Raw genomic sequence first — 16848 nt, 5'->3', positions numbered from 1 at the left:
TCCATGCTGCTCACCCCGCGCCCCCGGCTCAAGCCCGGGATCTCCCGGCATCGGAAGGCGGCCCTGCTCGCCTCCGCCGTCTCCGTCTGCCTCCTCGCCGCCGCGGCCCCGGCCGAGCCCCTGGGCGTCGGCGACCGGCTCTACCCCCACCTGGGCAACCCCGGCTACGACGTGGCGTCGTACGACCTCTCCCTCACCTACCCCGGCAGCAATGACAAGCCGCTGCAGGCCGTCACCACCATCGACGCCTGGACCACCGCCGACCTGGACCGCATCAACCTCGACTTCGCGCACGGCACCGTGAAGTCCGTCGCGGTCGACGGCCGTCCCGCCGGTTTCGCCGGTGCCGGCGAGGACCTGGTCGTCACCCCGGCCCGTCCCCTCAGAGAGGGCCGCTGGACCAGGATCACCGTGCGGCACACCAGCGACCCCGTCACCGGCCGGGACCAGGACGGCGGCTGGGTGCGCACCTCCGACGGCCTCGCCATGGCCAACCAGGCCGACGCCGCCCACCTGGTCTTCCCGTGCAACGACCACCCGTCCGACAAGGCGATGTTCACCTTCCACATCACCGCCCCGAACGGCTACACCGCCGTCGCCAACGGCCTGCCCGCCGGAGCGGACCGGGCCGGACGCACCACCACCTGGACCTATCGCACGCGACACCCCATGGCCACCGAGCTCGCCCAGGTGTCCATCGGCCGCTCCGCCGTGGTGCACCGCGAGGGACCGAACGGGCTGCCGATGCGTGACGTCGTGCCCAGCAGCGACCGCAAGGCCCTCGAACCCTGGCTGGCGAAGACACCCGGCCAGATCTCCTGGATGGAGAGCAAGGTCGGCCGGTTCCCGTTCGAGACCTACGGCGTGCTCATGGCCCAGGCCTCCACCGGCTTCGAACTGGAGACCCAGACCCTCTCGCTGTTCGAGAAGAACCTGTTCACCGACCCCGCCTACCCCCGGTGGTACATCGAGTCGGTCATGGTGCACGAGCTGTCCCACCAGTGGTTCGGCGACAGCGTCAGCCCCCGCACCTGGTCCGACGTCTGGCTGAACGAGGGGCACGCCACCTGGTACGAGGAGCTGTACGCCGAGGAGAAGGCGCACCGGCCCATGGAGGACCGGATGAAGGCCGCCTACGGCGCCTCCGACCGCTGGCGCGAGGCCGACGGGCCGCCCGCCCGGCCCAAGCCTCCCGCGCCCGGCCAGAAGATCGGCATCTTCCGGCCCAACATCTACGACGGTGCCGCGCTCGTCCTCTACGCCCTCCGGCAGGAGATCGGCCGTCCCGCCTTCGAGCGGCTGGAGCGGATCTGGGTCCGTGAACACCGGGACTCCACCGCCACCACCGACGACTTCGTGCAGCTGGCCTCGATGGTGTCCGGCCGTGACCTGAGCGGCTTCTTCCAGGGCTGGCTCTACGGCGCGAAGACCCCGCCCATGCCGGGCCACCCGGACTGGAAGAGCACGCAGCCCGCCAAGGCCCCGGCCCGTGAATAAGACGGTGACGGGGTGTGCCGACCCGTGCGACCATCTTCGGGTCGGCGCAACACGGGACACGGGAATCTCCCGGGGTACTCGTGCGTTGAACAGGACGAGCGGTCCCGGTGACCGTCGTCCCGGCGCCGCCACGGCATTCCCATCGACGTAAGGATCCAATGACCTCCTCTTCTTCCCCTTCCCAGGACGCCAAGCGCCTCGCGCACGCCTATCCCGAGGGCCTTCGGGCCGATGCCCTGATGGAAGAGGACGTCGCCTGGAGCTACGAGATCGACGGCGAGCGTGACGGCGAACAGTTCGACCGTTCCGAGCGCGCCGCGCTGCGCCGCGTCGTGGGCCTCTCCACCGAGCTGGAGGACGTCACCGAGGTCGAGTACCGTCAGCTCCGCCTGGAGCGGGTCGTGCTCGTCGGCGTGTGGACCACCGGCACCGCGCAGGACGCCGACAACTCCCTCGCGGAGCTGGCCGCCCTCGCCGAGACCGCCGGCGCGCTGGTGCTCGACGGCGTCATCCAGCGCCGCGACAAGCCCGACGCGGCCACCTACATCGGCTCCGGCAAGGCCGCCGAGCTGCGGGACATCGTCCTCGAGACGGGCGCGGACACCGTCATCTGCGACGGTGAGCTGAGCCCCGGCCAGCTGATCCAGCTCGAAGACGTCGTCAAGGTCAAGGTCATCGACCGTACGGCCCTGATCCTCGACATCTTCGCCCAGCACGCCAAGTCCCGAGAGGGCAAGGCGCAGGTCGCGCTCGCGCAGATGCAGTACATGCTGCCGAGGCTGCGAGGCTGGGGTCAGTCGCTGTCCCGGCAGATGGGTGGCGGTCGCGGTGGTCTCGCCACGCGTGGCCCCGGTGAGACCAAGATCGAGACGGACCGGCGACGGATCCGCGAGAAGATGGCGAAGATGCGCCGGGAGATCGCGGAGATGAAGACCGGCCGCGAGATCAAGCGTCAGGAGCGCCGGCGCAACAAGGTGCCGTCCGTCGCCATCGCGGGCTACACCAACGCCGGAAAGTCCTCCCTGCTCAACCGCCTCACGGGCGCCGGGGTCCTGGTCGAGAACGCCCTGTTCGCGACCCTGGACCCGACCGTCCGACGGGCGGAGACCCCGAGCGGCCGGCTGTACACGCTGGCGGACACCGTCGGCTTCGTCCGGCATCTGCCCCACCACCTGGTCGAGGCGTTCCGTTCCACGATGGAGGAGGTCGGTGACTCCGACCTGATCCTTCACGTGGTGGACGGCTCGCACCCGAACCCGGAGGAGCAGCTCGCCGCCGTGCGCGAGGTGATCCGGGACGTGGGCGCCACCGACGTGCCCGAGATCGTCGTGATCAACAAGGCGGATGCGGCCGACCCGCTGGTCCTCCAGCGACTCCTCAGGGTCGAGAAGCGCTCGATCGCCGTCTCGGCCCGCACCGGCCGGAACATCGACCAGCTGCTCGCCCTGATCGACAACGAGCTGCCCCGTCCCTCGGTCGAGATCGAGGCGCTCGTGCCGTACACCCACGGCAAGCTCGTGGCCCGCGCCCACACCGAGGGTGAGGTGATCTCCGAGGAGCACACCGCGGAGGGCACCCTGCTCAAGGTCCGGGTGCACGAGGAGCTTGCGGCCGACCTGGCGCCCTACACGCCGGTCTCGGCGGCCTGATCCACGGCTGTACGAAAGGCCCGCCCCCTTCCGAGGGGGCGGGCCTTTCAGCGCTTACGTGCTTACTGCCCGGCGAACTTCTTGCTCACCGACTGGTACACACCCTTGGCCACGTCACCCAGCCGGGGACCGGCCAGCCAGCCCGAACTCACCGGGCCGATGGAGGTGTTCGACACCAGCGCCGGCTTGCCGTCCGCACCGGTCTCCACCCAGCCGCCGCCGGAGGAGCCTGCGGTCATCGTGCAACCGATCCGGTACATCGTCGGGTCCGACCGCTCGATCGAGAGCCGGCCCGGCTTGTCCTTGCACTGGTACAGCAGCTGACCGTCGAACGGAGCCGCCTCCGGGTAACCGGACGCCGTGATGCCGGCGACCTTCGGGACCGCCGGGGCGTTGAAGTTCACCGGCAGCGCCCCGCCGACCGTCTCCTCCAGCGACTTGCCGCCGCTGCCCTGCTCCGGCGTCACATGGATCACCGCGAAGTCGTACGGGGCGCCGTTGCCGCCGGTCTCACCGCCCTGGTCGATCCACTGCTGCGAGGTCTGCGCCGCATCGGCCCACCACACGCCGTACGGCGCGATCTCGGACCTGCTGGCGGTCTGCAGCTGATCGGCCGACTTGCCGGAGTTGTTGTACGACGGCACGAACGCCATGTTGCGGTACCAGCCGCCCTCCTTGCCGGCGTGCACACAGTGCCCCGCCGTCCAGACGAGGTTCGACTTGCCGGGGTGCGCGGGGTCCTCCACCACCGTGCCCGAGCACACCATGTGGCCCTCGGGGGAGTCGAAGAACACCTTGCCCGAGGTCGCCGCGTTGGTGTGGTACGGCGCCGTGACCGCCTGCGCCTTCACGGGCTGCGGGGTCGGGTCCGTGACGCCCTGGTCACCGGAGATGTCGTTCTCGTCGACCCCCTTGTTCGGGTCGTTGGCGTGGCGCATCCGGTCCGGGTCCCACAGGCCCTTGATGATCGGGTTGATGAAGTCGTTGGCCTCGCGCAGCCAGTCCTGCTTGTTCCAGTCCTTCCAGGCGCCGGTCTTCCACTTGTCGATGTCGATCCCGTGCTCCTTGAGCCTCTTCCTGAGGTCTTCCGGGATCCTGATCTTTCCGTCGCCGGAGCCGCCCGCGGTCGCGGTGGCGGTCGGCGTGCCGTCGGCGTGGTCGTCACCGTCGCCGTTGCAGGCGGTGGCGGTCATCGCCAGCGCCGAGACGAGGGCGACCGTCGCCAGCGCGGAGGAGGTGCGGCGGGCGCCCCTCCCTCGCCGAACGGTGAACGACGGCCGTATGGATCGCATGCTCTTGACTCCCCCTGCTGTGAAGGTACTCGGCGCTTCGGCCGTGACACCGGCGCTGAACTCATGGGGAGTTCATGCCGTTCTCACGACCGTCTGGGAACGGCAGTACACACTATGCGGTCGCTGTGGGGGAGTTCCGACGGTACGGCAACGGTTCGGCTACAAGCAGCCTGACCTGGTCAATCGCGTCCCATGGTGCCGAGTTGGCGTCTGATCACGTCTGAGGGGGTTTCGGCCGTACCGGCGGGACGGCCCGCACACAGACGGCCCCGTCGATCGCCGCGCTCCCCCTGCCGTCCCGAGGCGCGGCTGCACCGGGCGGTGCTGGAGCGGCCACAGGCACCCACCGGAAAGGATCTTGTGATGACCCGTAACCCGTCGGGCGGTCGGCGGTTGTAGCGGTGTGGGGCCTGCTGTCTGTGACCGGTCTCCATGGATCAACATGCCTGTGAACAACGGGGAGGACAGCGAGCCGTGTCCGTAACGGAGTCGGTGGCTGAGGGCACGCACGGGGAAGCACGCACCGTGCACGAGGGGATCCTCAGACGCCAGTCGGCGCGCGAGTCCTCGGCGCGCACCTACGCCCGCGCCCTGCCCATCGTGCCCGTCCGGGCGCGCGGCCTCACCATCGAGGGCGCCGACGGCCGCCGTTACCTGGACTGCCTCTCCGGCGCCGGCACCCTCGCCCTCGGCCACAACCATCCCGTCGTGCTGGAGGCGATCCGCAGCGTCCTCGACTCGGGCGCCCCCCTCTCCGTCCTCGACCTCGCGACACCCGTCAAGGACGCCTTCATCACCGAGCTGTTCCGCACCCTGCCGTCCGGCCTCGCCGACCGGGCCCGCGTCCAGTTCTGCGGACCGGCCGGCACCGACGCAGTCGAGGCCGCCCTCAAACTGGTCCGGGCCGCGACCGGGCGCACCGGCATCCTCGCCTTCACCGGCGCCTACCACGGCATGACCGCCGGCGCCCTGGCCGCCTCCGGCGGCGCCCGTGACATCCAGGTCGCCCGCCTGCCCTATCCGCAGGACTACCGTTGCCCCTTCGGCGTCGGCGGACCGCGCGGCGCCGAACTCGCGGCCCGCTGGACCGAGTCCCTCCTCGACGACCCCAAGTCGGGCGTGCCGCTGCCCGCCGGGATGATCCTCGAACCGGTCCAGGGCGAAGGCGGAGTGATTCCGGCACCGGACGACTGGCTGCGCCGCATGCGGCAGCTCACGGCGGACCGGTCCGTCCCGCTGATCGCCGACGAGATCCAGACCGGAGTCGGCCGGACCGGCGCCTTCTGGGCCGTCGACCACAGCGGCATCACCCCCGACGTGATGGTCCTGTCCAAAGCGATCGGGGGCAGCCTTCCGCTCGCCGTGATCGTCTACCGCGAAGACCTCGACGTCTGGCAACCCGGCGCCCACGCGGGCACCTTCCGAGGCAACCAGCTCGCCATGGCCGCGGGCACCGCCACCCTCGCGCACGTCCGCGAGAACGGGCTCGCCGAACGAGCCGCCGACCTCGGCTCCCGAATGCTGACCCACCTCAGGGAACACACCCGGCAGTTCGCGTGCGTGGGGGAGGTGCGGGGCCGTGGGCTGATGATCGGGGTCGAGCTGGTGGAACCGGAGGCGGACGGAGCCGCGGCCGGCGAGACACCCGCCACCGGCGAACGCAGCTCCACGCCGACCGGCCTGGAGCCGACGCGCATTCCGCGCCCCGCCGCCCCCGAACTCGCCGCCGCCGTACAGCGGGAATGCCTCCAGCGCGGGCTGATCGTCGAACTCGGCGGCCGTCACTCTGCCGTGGTCCGGCTGCTCCCTCCCCTCACGATCAGCGACGAACAGGCGGCGGCCGTGCTCGACCGCCTGGCCGACGCGCTGGCCGCGGTGGCCCGCCACCACGAGGAGCACGGCCCACGACACCGCCGACACCACGGCCCCGCCCAGCGCGCGGGCTGAGAGCCGTACGCCCGCCACCCGGCCCCCGATCCCGGCACCAGCCCCCGTGCCCTGACCGACCCCCATCACGCCCACTCCTCCTTCCACGAACATCCAGGCCCCCACCGGCCTCCGCAGACGACCCGCCCCTCCGCCTCGCTCACACCCCCCGCCCCACCGGAGCGGCCGCTGGACGATGCCCGGCCAGCCACCCGACCGGCCACCGACCCATTCGTGCCGCCCAGGAGGGGAGGGCAACCGATCCGTTGCCGTGACCGCCCCGCGCACCAACCGTCCCCAGCCCCCGAGGAGCCGCCATGAACGCCACGCCCGCCCCCGACGGCCGCTCCGACACCCCCGACGACCAGGGGGACACCGGCGCCCCCCACGCGCCCGTGCCGCTGGCCGAGACGGTGCCCCCGCAGAAGCGGCGGACCGCGGACCTGACGCGCCGCACGGAACCCGGCCCCGATCCACTCGAGGACCCCGATCCGCGCACCGCCGCCGAGGCCGCCGCCGTGGAGAACCTCCTGCGGTGCTGGGTACGCGAGACCGACCTGACCGCGCCGACGACGGGAAGCCTGTGCATCCCCCTTCCCGCCAGCGGCACCTCCCTGGTCGTACCGGTCCGCTACTGGTCCCCGACGGGCTGGCACCGCTTCGGACCACCGCGCCTCGCCGAGGCCCCCGACACCGCTCCTCCCGTCGACGCCGTCACCCTCGCGGCGCTGCTCACCCGTGAGACAGCCGGGGGCACCGGCAGCGCAGTGAGCAGCGCCGCCCACACCTCGGACCCCGCCGCCACCGGCGACGGCGGCGACCTGGTGGCCAGGGTGGCGGACTCGCTCCGCCGGACCGTGACCTTCATCCGCGACCGACGCGCACACCCCGCCGACACCCCGGACCTCTTCCTCAGCACCGAGCAGGCCCTCCTCCTCGGACACCCCCTGCACCCGACCCCCAAGAGCCGGGAAGGCCTGACCGAGACCGAATCCCGCCTCTTCTCACCAGAGGTGCGCGGCTCCTTTCCCCTGCACTGGCTGGCAGTCGCACCCCGTCTCCTGGCCACGGACTCGGCCTGGACCGAACGTGGCCGTGCCGTCCCGGCGGGCCATCTCACGCGACGCCTCGCCGAAACCGAGCTCCCTCTGCCCGACGGCTACACCGCCCTTCCGATGCACCCCTGGCAGGCACGCGAGCTACTGCTCCGGGAACCTGTGGCCGCCCTGCTCGACGCCGGGCACCTCCGGGACCTCGGCCCCCTCGGCCCTGCCTGGCACCCCACGTCCTCCGTACGAACCGTCCACCGATCCGGCGCCCCCGCGATGCTCAAGCTGTCGCTGGGCCTGCGCATCACCAACTCCCGCCGCGAGAACCTGCGCAAGGAACTCCGTCGTGGAGTCGAGGTGCACCGGCTGCTGCGCACCGGTCTGTGCAAGCGGTGGCAGGCAGCCCATCCCGGCTTCGACATCGTCCGCGACCCGGCCTGGCTGGCCGTCGACGGCCCGGACGGACTGCCCGTGCCCGGGCTCGATGTGATGATCAGGCACAACCCGTTCACCCCGACCGACGACGTCGGCTGCGTCGCCGGACTCGTATCACCTCGGCCCGTCCCCCTCGAGCCGGCTGGCAGCCCCGCCACGCACCCTCCCGCGTGGCCCATGCGCTCCCGGCTGGCCCAGCTCGTGGCTCGGCTCGCCGCACGCACCGGCCGCCCCGTCGGAGCCGTCGCCGCCGAGTGGTTCCTGCGCTATCTGGAGCAGGTCGTGCGGCCCGTGCTCTGGCTGGACAGCGAGGCCGGCATCGCTCTCGAGGCCCATCAACAGAACACGCTGCTTCTGCTCGACAGCGAAGGCTGGCCCACCGGCGGCCGCTACCGCGACAACCAGGGGTACTACTTCCGCGAGTCCCGGCGGGCCGACCTGGACGCACTGCTCCCCGGCATCGGCGAGCGCAGCGACACCTTCGTCGCCGACGAGGTCACCGACGAACGCTTCACGTACTACCTCGCCGTCAACAACGTGCTGGGCCTGATCGGCGCGTTCGGCTCCGAGCGTCTTGCCGACGAGCGACTGCTCCTCGCGGCCTTCCGGCGGTTCCTCGGCAACCTCGCCTCCGGGCCCGCTCCTTTGCGCTCAACCCTGCCCGGCCGCCTGCTCGACTCACCCGTCCTGCGCTGCAAGGCCAATCTGCTGACCCGGCTGCACGGCCTGGACGAACTCGTCGGTCCGGTCGACACCCAGTCCGTCTACGTCACCATCGCCAACCCCCTTCGTCCCTGACCACATCACACCGATCTCCCGCACTTCCGAGGAACATGACCCACCACGTCTTCCGAGAGGAGCGCACCGTGCCTTCCACCGACGCGAGCGCCGGCTCCGGTCCCGCCGCTGTCCCACCGAGTCGCACCGGCCCCCGAACGGGCACCGCGGGCATGCCGGACGCCCTGTTCAGCCACTTCACCGTCGAGGACGACGACGCCGACAGTGAGGACACCCTGGACCTCCACCTGCCCTCGGAGTTCGTCGCCCTCTTCGCCGGAGGGACGGCCTACCTCCTCGACCGGCTCCCCACGTGGGGTCCGGTCGTCACCCCTGTCGGCGCCTTCCAACTCGTGCCCGTACGCCTCGACCACGACCTGCCGCTCGTCCACCGCTGGATGAACGACCCCGCCGTCGCGGAATTCTGGGAACTGGCCGGGCCCCCGGACCGGACGGAGGAACATCTGCGGGCCCAACTCCACGGTGACGGACGCAGCGTGCCGTGTCTCGGGGTGCTGGACGGCACACCCATGAGCTACTGGGAGATCTACCGGGCAGACCTGGACCCCCTGGCCCGCCGCTATCCAGCCCGTCCGCACGACACCGGTGTCCACTTCCTCGTCGGCGATGCCGCGAACCGAGGCCGCGGGCTGGGAACCGCCCTGCTCAGAGCCGTGACCGACCTCATCCTCGATCGGCGTCCCGCATGCGCACATGTCGTGGCGGAACCTGATGCACGCAACACCCCCTCCGTCGCCGCCTTCCTGAGTGCCGGCTTCCGGCTCGCGGCCGAGGTCGACCTGCCCGGCAAGCGGGCCGCCCTCATGATCCGGGACCGGCACCTGCGCGATGTGCCGTAGCGCCGAGTCACGACGCTTTCACACCTGGTACACCGGCCGGGCCGGTCCGGTTCCCACTCGGCTGAGAAGAAAGTGAGCCCGTCGCTCGGAGCGTGCGACGGCTGCGGAGAGGTCCTCTTCCCCGTAGCTCTCCTGCCTCCGTCGTCCCTCACCCCGTAGCCCCCGTAGCCCCCGTCCCCCCCGCCCAGTCCCCGACATCCCCCCACCCAGGAGCCCGGCCGTGATCCCGCTCGTGGTCCCGTCCCACGTCACCGCCTTGATCGCCCGTTTGTCAGTGCCGGGCCGTAGGGTGGTCGGGCTATGACGAAGCCCTCACTCTCCGAACTCCTGCATGCCGCTGTCACAGCCGTCGGCGGCACGGAGCGCCCTGGCCAGGTGACCATGGCCGAAGCGGTCGCCGAGGCGATCGACGACGGATCCCACCTGCTGGTCCAGGCCGGTACCGGCACCGGAAAGTCGCTGGGCTATCTCGTGCCCGCGCTCGCGCACGGGGAGCGAGTGGTCGTCGCGACGGCCACCCTCGCCCTCCAGCGCCAGCTCGTGGAGCGTGACCTGCCGCGCACGGTGGAGGCCCTGCACCCGCTGCTGCGCCGTCGCCCCGAGTTCGCGATGCTGAAGGGCCGGTCGAACTACCTCTGCCTGCACCGCCTGCACGAGGGCGTACCACAGGACGAGGAAGAGGGACTCTTCGACCAGTTCGAGGCCGCCGCGCCGACCAGCAAGCTGGGCCAGGACCTCCTGCGGCTGCGCGACTGGTCGGACGAGACCGAGACCGGCGATCGGGACGACCTCACCCCGGGCGTCTCGGACCGCGCCTGGGCGCAGGTTTCGGTGTCGTCACGGGAGTGCCTGGGCGCCTCGAAGTGCGCGTACGGCGCCGAGTGCTTCGCGGAGATGGCGCGCGAGCGCGCCAAGCTCGCCGAGGTCGTGGTGACGAACCACGCGCTGCTCGCCATCGACGCCATCGAGGGCGCCCCGGTGCTGCCCCAGCACGAGGTGCTCATCGTGGACGAGGCGCACGAGCTCGTCTCCCGCGTCACCGGCGTGGCCACGGGCGAGCTCACGCCAGGCCAGGTGAACCGCGCGGTGCGGCGTGCGGCCAAACTGGTCAACGAGAAGGCGGCGGACCAGCTCCAGACCGCCGCCGAGGGCTTCGAACGGCTGATGGAGCTGGCGCTGCCGGGCCGGCTGGAGGAGATTCCGGAGGATCTCGGCTACGCCCTGATGGCGCTCAGAGACGCTGCCCGCACGGTCATCTCCGCGATCGGCGCGACGCGCGACAAGTCGGTGCAGGACGAGGACGCGGTACGCAAGCAGGCGCTGGCGTCCGTGGAGACGGTGCACGACGTGGCGGAGCGGGTCCTGAACGGCTCGGAGTGGGACGTCGTCTGGTACGAGCGTCACGACCGCTTCGGCGCTTCGCTGCGGATCGCTCCCATGTCGGTCTCGGGGCTGCTGAGGGAGAAACTCTTCGCGGACCGCAGCGTCGTCCTCACCTCCGCGACCCTGAAGCTGGGCGGCGACTTCAACGGGGTCGGCGGTTCCCTGGGGCTCGGTCCCGAGGGCGTGGAAGGCGACGACCTGCCGACGTGGAAGGGCGTCGACGTGGGCTCGCCCTTCGACTACCGCAAGCAGGGCATCCTGTATGTCGCCAAGCATCTGGCACGGCCCGCGCGTGACGGCGAGCGCGCCGACATGCTGGACGAACTGACCGAGCTGATCCAGGCGGCAGGCGGTCGCACCCTCGGGCTGTTCTCGTCCATGCGGGCGGCCCAGCTCGCGGCGGAGGAGCTGCGTGCCCGAATCCCGGAGTTCCCGATCCTGCTCCAGGGCGAGGAGACGCTCGGCGAACTGATCAAGAACTTCGCCGCCGATCCGAAGACCTGCCTCTTCGGCACGCTGTCCCTGTGGCAGGGCGTCGACGTGCCCGGCCCCAGCTGCCAGCTGGTGGTCATGGACAAGATCCCCTTCCCCCGCCCCGACGATCCGCTCATGAGCGCGCGGCAGAAAGCGACGGAGGAGGCGGGCGGCAACGGCTTCATGGCGGTGGCCGCCACCCACGCGGCCCTGCTGATGGCGCAGGGTGCCGGCCGTCTCGTCCGCGCGTCGGGGGACCGGGGCGTGGTCGCCGTACTGGACCAGCGCCTGGCCACCGCGCGGTACGGCGGTTTCCTCAAGTCCTCGATGCCGGACTTCTGGTACACGACGGACCGTAACCAGGTCCGCAAGTCGCTCGCGGCGATCGACGCGGCGGCGAAGCAGGCAGAAGCGCAGTAGAGCCTCGGAACGTGCAGGGCCCCGGAACCGGCGCAGGGGTTCCGGGGCCCGGTCAGGGAGCGAGCCGGCCGGCCCGCCCGCCGCGGACGTCACACGCGGCGCAGCACGGCGACGACCTTGCCGAGGATGGTCGCGTCGTCGCCGGGGATCGGCTCGTAGGCCGCGTTGTGCGGGAGGAGCCAGACGTGGCCGTCCTCGCGCTTGAAGCGCTTGACGGTGGCTTCGCCGTCGAGCATGGCCGCGACGATGTCGCCGTTCTCGGCCACCGGCTGCCGGCGTACGGTGACCCAGTCGCCGTCGCAGATCGCTGCCTCGATCATGGAGTCGCCGACGACCTTCAGGACGAACAGCTCGCCGTCACCGACCAGCTGGCGGGGGAGGGGGAAGACGTCCTCGACGGACTCCTCCGCGAGGATGGGGCCACCGGCGGCGATACGGCCGACCAGCGGGACGTACGACGCGGCGGGCTTGCCGGCGGTGTCCGTGGGCTGAACCGTCACCGCCTGGTCGGAGCCGCGCACCTCGTACGCGCGCGGGCGGTGCGGATCGCGGCGCAGGAAGCCCTTACGCTCCAGTGCCATCAGCTGGTGTGCGACCGAGGACGTGCTGGAGAGGCCGACGGCCTGGCCGATCTCGCGCATCGACGGCGGGTAGCCCCGCCGCTGGACGGAATCCCTGATGACCTCGATCACCCGGCGCTGCCGGTCGGTGAGGCCCGAGCTGTCCGCCCGGATCCCTGGAGGTCGGCCCGGCAGGGAGCGCTTGTGTCCCTCGGGATTCGCGGCTTCGTTCATCGCATGTACCGGCTCGACTCGGCCCTGGGAGCGGTCCTGGGCAGTGATGGTGGCACTGTCTGCGGTGGTGGTCACGTCGGCCCCTCTCGATGGTCTCCCTGCTGGACAACGGTAGTTGCTTTCGAAAGGTTGCGCCAAACACACGTTCGAGTGAAAAAGTGCGTTTCACCTGACGTGATCATGTGTCTGGGTGTATGGCTGACGCGACAGTCGATGGGCAAAAGTGCCCATTGTTGTACTCTTCACCGCCAGGGTTGCTCGCCTCGTGGGCTGTGGCCCCAGTCTGCCATCCGGAACCCGCTCCTCCGTGACCCGGGTTCCTTCTGTGCCGGAGTCCTACGCGTCCTCCGTGCCGCGCCCACGGTATCTCCGTAACCGCCACAGCGATACGGCTGTGCGTCCGCGTGTCCCGGACGGGTGCCGCAGGTCCTCGCGGAGCGTCGTCGCACTGCGACACGCGAGTCTGCCTCGGTGTATGAGCCAATCCCCACATCTAGTGGTTGGATGGCTACAGCAGCCCACAAGTTGTGGTCCCCCGGGTCGGAGCCGACTCCGCGATCGCCTATGCTTAGGGCTGCTTCGCGGGACCCATGGGGTCTGACGAGGCTTTTGAGTCTGCTGTGAGGAGGGTTGGAGATCATGCACTGCCCCTTCTGCAGGCACCCCGACAGCCGTGTGGTCGACAGTCGTACGACCGACGACGGCACGTCGATCCGCCGGCGCCGCCAGTGTCCTGACTGCTCCCGTCGTTTCACGACCGTGGAGACGTGTTCGCTCATGGTGGTCAAGCGGTCCGGCGTCACCGAACCATTCAGCCGCACCAAGATCATCAATGGTGTGCGCAAGGCATGCCAGGGGCGGCCTGTCACCGAGGACGCGCTCGCCCAGCTCGGCCAGCGGGTCGAAGAGGCGGTGCGGGCCACCGGAAGCGCCGAGCTGACCACCCACGACGTGGGGCTGGCCATACTCGGCCCGTTGCAGGAGCTCGACCTCGTCGCCTATCTGCGGTTCGCCTCCGTCTATCGGGCGTTCGACTCGCTCGAGGACTTCGAGGCCGCCATCGCGGAACTGAGGGAGGCGACGCGAGGCCGCGCCGTGGACGAGGAAGACGCGGGCGCGGGGAGCCACGAAGACGTTCGCGGGCCGGATGGAACCTCTCAGGTTCCCGTGCCCGCCCACGCCGCCGACTGACCGGCGGGCCGGAAACCGGGAGGAGCCCGGGTTCCGGCCGGGAGGCGGCGACCGAAGACCTGTTGCGGGTGGCAGCTGAGGGTGCCCGCAACACAAGACACAACACCGTGCCACGGGAACAAACGGGGCACTTCAGGGCGTTTTTTGCCCGTATAGGGAGGCGGCATGACAGAGACGGCGAGCGGTCCGGCACGAGGTTCCCGAGCCAAGGGTGCCAAGGCGGGTAACAAGGGACTGCACATCGAGCGCATCCACACCACCCCCGGCGTGCACCCGTACGACGAGGTTTCGTGGGAGCGCCGTGACGTCGTCATGACCAACTGGCGCGACGGCTCGGTCAACTTCGAGCAGCGTGGCGTCGAGTTCCCCGACTTCTGGTCGGTGAACGCGGTCAACATCGTCACCAGCAAGTACTTCCGGGGTGCCGTCGGCACCCCGCAGCGCGAGACCAGCCTGCGGCAGCTGATCGACCGCATCGTGAAGACGTACCGGAAGGCCGGTGAGGACCACAAGTACTTCGCCTCGCCCGCCGACGCCGAGATCTTCGAGCACGAGCTGGCGTACGCCCTCCTGCACCAGATCTTCAGCTTCAACAGCCCCGTCTGGTTCAACGTCGGCACGAAGCAGCCCCAGCAGGTCTCCGCCTGCTTCATCCTGTCCGTCGACGACTCCATGGAGTCGATCCTCGACTGGTACAAGGAAGAGGGCATGATCTTCAAGGGCGGCTCCGGCGCCGGCCTGAACCTCTCCCGCATCCGCTCCTCCAAGGAACTGCTCTCCTCCGGCGGCAACGCCTCCGGTCCCGTCTCCTTCATGCGCGGCGCCGACGCCTCCGCCGGCACCATCAAGTCCGGTGGCGCCACCCGCCGCGCCGCCAAGATGGTCGTGCTCGACGTCGATCACCCCGACATCGAGGACTTCATCGAGACCAAGGTCAAGGAGGAGGAGAAGATCCGCGTCCTGCGTGACGCGGGCTTCGACATGGACCTGGGCGGCGACGACATCGCGTCCGTCCAGTACCAGAACGCCAACAACTCGGTCCGCGTGAACGACGAGTTCATGACGGCGGTCGAGGACGGCGGCCAGTTCGGCCTGCGCGCCCGGATGACCGGCGAGGTCATCGAGGAGGTCGACGCCAAGGCGCTGTTCCGCAAGATCGCCGAGGCCGCGTGGGCCTGCGCCGACCCCGGCATCCAGTACGACGACACCATCAACAACTGGCACACCTGCCCCGAGTCCGGCCGGATCACCGCGTCGAACCCGTGCAGCGAGTACATGCACCTGGACAACACGTCCTGCAACCTGGCCTCGCTGAACCTGATGAAGTTCCTGAAGGACGACGGCAAGGGCAACCAGTCCTTCGAGACCGAGCGCTTCCAGAAGGTCGTCGAGCTGGTCATCACCGCGATGGACATCTCGATCTGCTTCGCGGACTTCCCGACCCAGAAGATCGGTGAGAACACGCGCGCGTTCCGCCAGCTCGGCATCGGCTACGCCAACCTCGGCGCCCTGCTGATGGCCACCGGCCACGCGTACGACTCGGACGGCGGCCGCGCCCTCGCCGGCGCCATCACCTCCCTGATGACGGGCACGGCCTACCGTCGCTCGGCCGAGCTGGCCGCGGTCGTCGGCACCTACGACGGCTACGCCCGCAACGCCGACGCCCACAACCGCGTCATGAAGCAGCACGCCGACGCCAACGGCAAGGCCGTCCGCATGGACGACCTGGACACCCCGGTCTGGGCCGCCGCCACGGAGGCCTGGCAGGACGTCGTCCGTCTCGGCGAGAAGAACGGTTTCCGTAACTCCCAGGCGTCCGTCCTCGCCCCGACCGGCACCATCGGTCTCGCGATGTCCTGCGACACCACCGGTGTCGAGCCGGACCTCGCCCTGGTGAAGTTCAAGAAGCTCGTCGGCGGCGGCTCGATGCAGATCGTCAACGGCACCGTCCCGCAGGCCCTGCGCCGCCTGGGCTACCAGGAGGAGCAGATCGAGGCGATCGTCGCCCACATCGCCGAGCACGGCAATGTGGTCGACGCCCCCGGCCTCAAGCACGAGCACTACGAGGTCTTCGACTGCGCCATGGGCGAGCGCGCCATCTCCCCGATGGGCCACGTCCGCATGATGGCCGCGATCCAGCCGTGGATCTCCGGCGCCATCTCCAAGACGGTCAACATGCCGGAGACGGCGACCGTCGAGGAGGTCGAGGAGATCTACTTCGAGGCCTGGAAGCTGGGCGTCAAGGCGCTCGCCATCTACCGCGACAACTGCAAGGTCGGCCAGCCGCTCTCCGCCAAGACCAAGGAGAAGGAGAAGGCCGAGGTCACCGAGAAGACCGAGGCGGCCATCCGCGCGACGGTCGAGAAGGTCATCGAGTACCGCCCGGTCCGCAAGCGCCTCCCCAAGGGCCGCCCGGGGATCACCACCTCCTTCACCGTCGGTGGCGCCGAGGGCTACATGACCGCCAACTCCTACCCGGACGACGGTCTCGGTGAGGTCTTCCTGAAGATGTCCAAGCAGGGCTCGACTCTCGCGGGCATGATGGACGCCTTCTCCATCGCGGTCTCCGTCGGTCTGCAGTACGGCGTGCCGCTGGAGACGTACGTCTCGAAGTTCACCAACATGCGCTTCGAGCCGGCCGGTATGACCGACGACCCGGACGTGCGGATGGCGCAGTCGATCGTCGACTACATCTTCCGCCGCCTGGCGCTGGACTTCCTGCCCTTCGAGACCCGCTCCGCGCTCGGCATCCACTCCGCCGAGGAGCGCCAGCGGCACCTGGAGACCGGTTCCTACGAGCCGGCCGACGACGAGGTCGACGTCGAGGGCCTGGCCCAGTCGGCGCCGCGTGCCCAGGAGCTGAAGGCGGTCGCCACGCCGAAGGCCGAGTCCGAGGCGGCCGCGCCCGCCCCGAAGCAGGCGCACACCAGCGCGGAGCTGGTGGAGATGCAGCTGGGCATCCAGGCCGACGCCCCGCTGTGCTTCTCCTGCGGTACGAAGATGCAGCGGGCCGGTTCCTGCTACATCTGCGAGGGCTGCGGCTCGACCAGCGGCTGCAGCTGATGACACACGGTTGTTGAAGTAAGGGGCGCCGGCCACTG

General features: G+C 70.2%; 10 protein-coding genes. 8 read left to right on the top strand and 2 right to left on the bottom strand.

Annotation, left to right across the window (positions count from 1 at the left end; genetic code table 11):
- The first annotated feature begins 3 nt into the window (after positions 1–3).
- The gene (locus ACIHEJ_RS27655) at positions 4–1497 is read left to right on the top strand and encodes a M1 family metallopeptidase (protein WP_400139434.1); all 1494 of its coding nucleotides are present in this window, start codon (positions 4–6) and stop codon (positions 1495–1497) included.
- A gap of 158 nt (positions 1498–1655) precedes the next feature.
- Positions 1656–3146 carry a GTPase HflX gene (gene hflX, locus ACIHEJ_RS27650; RefSeq protein WP_400139432.1) on the top strand — a complete coding sequence of 497 codons (1491 nt, stop codon included), beginning with the start codon at positions 1656–1658 and terminating at the stop codon, positions 3144–3146.
- Between the two features lie 62 nt (positions 3147–3208).
- Here hflX and ACIHEJ_RS27645 read toward each other — a convergent pair whose 3' ends face one another.
- Positions 3209–4438 carry a trypsin-like serine peptidase gene (locus ACIHEJ_RS27645; protein ID WP_400139430.1) on the bottom strand — a complete coding sequence of 410 codons (1230 nt, stop codon included), beginning with the start codon at positions 4436–4438 and terminating at the stop codon, positions 3209–3211.
- A 474-nt stretch (positions 4439–4912) separates the two neighbouring features.
- On the opposite strand from ACIHEJ_RS27645, the gene ACIHEJ_RS27640 reads away from it, so the two are divergent.
- From ACIHEJ_RS27640 to ACIHEJ_RS27625, 4 genes are all read left to right on the top strand, one after another.
- Positions 4913–6385 (top strand): diaminobutyrate--2-oxoglutarate transaminase family protein, encoded by a 1473-nt coding sequence (locus tag ACIHEJ_RS27640; protein WP_400139428.1) that lies wholly within the window; start codon positions 4913–4915, stop codon positions 6383–6385.
- A gap of 296 nt (positions 6386–6681) precedes the next feature.
- Positions 6682–8646, top strand: a complete 1965-nt coding sequence (locus ACIHEJ_RS27635; protein ID WP_400139427.1) for an IucA/IucC family protein — start codon at positions 6682–6684, stop codon at positions 8644–8646.
- 68 nt (positions 8647–8714) lie between these two features.
- Entirely contained in the window at positions 8715–9485 is a 771-nt protein-coding gene (locus ACIHEJ_RS27630) for a GNAT family N-acetyltransferase (protein ID WP_400139425.1), read from the top strand.
- A 300-nt stretch (positions 9486–9785) separates the two neighbouring features.
- The gene (locus ACIHEJ_RS27625; protein WP_400139423.1) at positions 9786–11762 is read left to right on the top strand and encodes an ATP-dependent DNA helicase; all 1977 of its coding nucleotides are present in this window, start codon (positions 9786–9788) and stop codon (positions 11760–11762) included.
- Positions 11763–11851: 89 nt separating this feature from the next.
- Here ACIHEJ_RS27625 and lexA read toward each other — a convergent pair whose 3' ends face one another.
- A complete protein-coding gene (gene lexA / locus ACIHEJ_RS27620; RefSeq protein WP_366013993.1) occupies positions 11852–12631 on the bottom strand; it encodes a transcriptional repressor LexA in 780 nt (259 codons plus the stop codon).
- Positions 12632–13195: 564 nt separating this feature from the next.
- On the opposite strand from lexA, the gene nrdR reads away from it, so the two are divergent.
- Positions 13196–13747, top strand: a complete 552-nt coding sequence (gene nrdR, locus ACIHEJ_RS27615; RefSeq protein ID WP_400139420.1) for a transcriptional regulator NrdR — start codon at positions 13196–13198, stop codon at positions 13745–13747.
- A gap of 165 nt (positions 13748–13912) precedes the next feature.
- Positions 13913–16810, top strand: coding sequence for a vitamin B12-dependent ribonucleotide reductase (locus tag ACIHEJ_RS27610; RefSeq protein ID WP_400139418.1), 2898 nt, complete (start codon positions 13913–13915; stop codon positions 16808–16810).
- Positions 16811–16848: the final 38 nt, after the last annotated feature.

This window comes from Streptomyces sp. NPDC052301 (genome assembly GCF_044593395.1).
In the GTDB taxonomy this organism is placed as follows: domain Bacteria; phylum Actinomycetota; class Actinomycetes; order Streptomycetales; family Streptomycetaceae; genus Streptomyces.
This window is presented reverse-complemented; position numbering and strand designations above follow the sequence as displayed.

Bases quoted from the DNA above. Each gene is read 5' to 3' on its own strand.
- ACIHEJ_RS27610 (WP_400139418.1), top strand. From the start codon at position 13,913: ATGACAGAGACGGCGAGCGGTCCGGCACGAGGTTCCCGAGCCAAGGGT.
- ACIHEJ_RS27625 (WP_400139423.1), top strand. From the start codon at position 9,786: ATGACGAAGCCCTCACTCTCCGAACTCCTGCATGCCGCTGTCACAGCC.
- ACIHEJ_RS27655 (WP_400139434.1), top strand. From the start codon at position 4: ATGCTGCTCACCCCGCGCCCCCGGCTCAAGCCCGGGATCTCCCGGCAT.
- ACIHEJ_RS27645 (WP_400139430.1), bottom strand. From the start codon at position 4,438: ATGCGATCCATACGGCCGTCGTTCACCGTTCGGCGAGGGAGGGGCGCC.
- nrdR (WP_400139420.1), top strand. From the start codon at position 13,196: ATGCACTGCCCCTTCTGCAGGCACCCCGACAGCCGTGTGGTCGACAGT.
- hflX (WP_400139432.1), top strand. From the start codon at position 1,656: ATGACCTCCTCTTCTTCCCCTTCCCAGGACGCCAAGCGCCTCGCGCAC.
- ACIHEJ_RS27635 (WP_400139427.1), top strand. From the start codon at position 6,682: ATGAACGCCACGCCCGCCCCCGACGGCCGCTCCGACACCCCCGACGAC.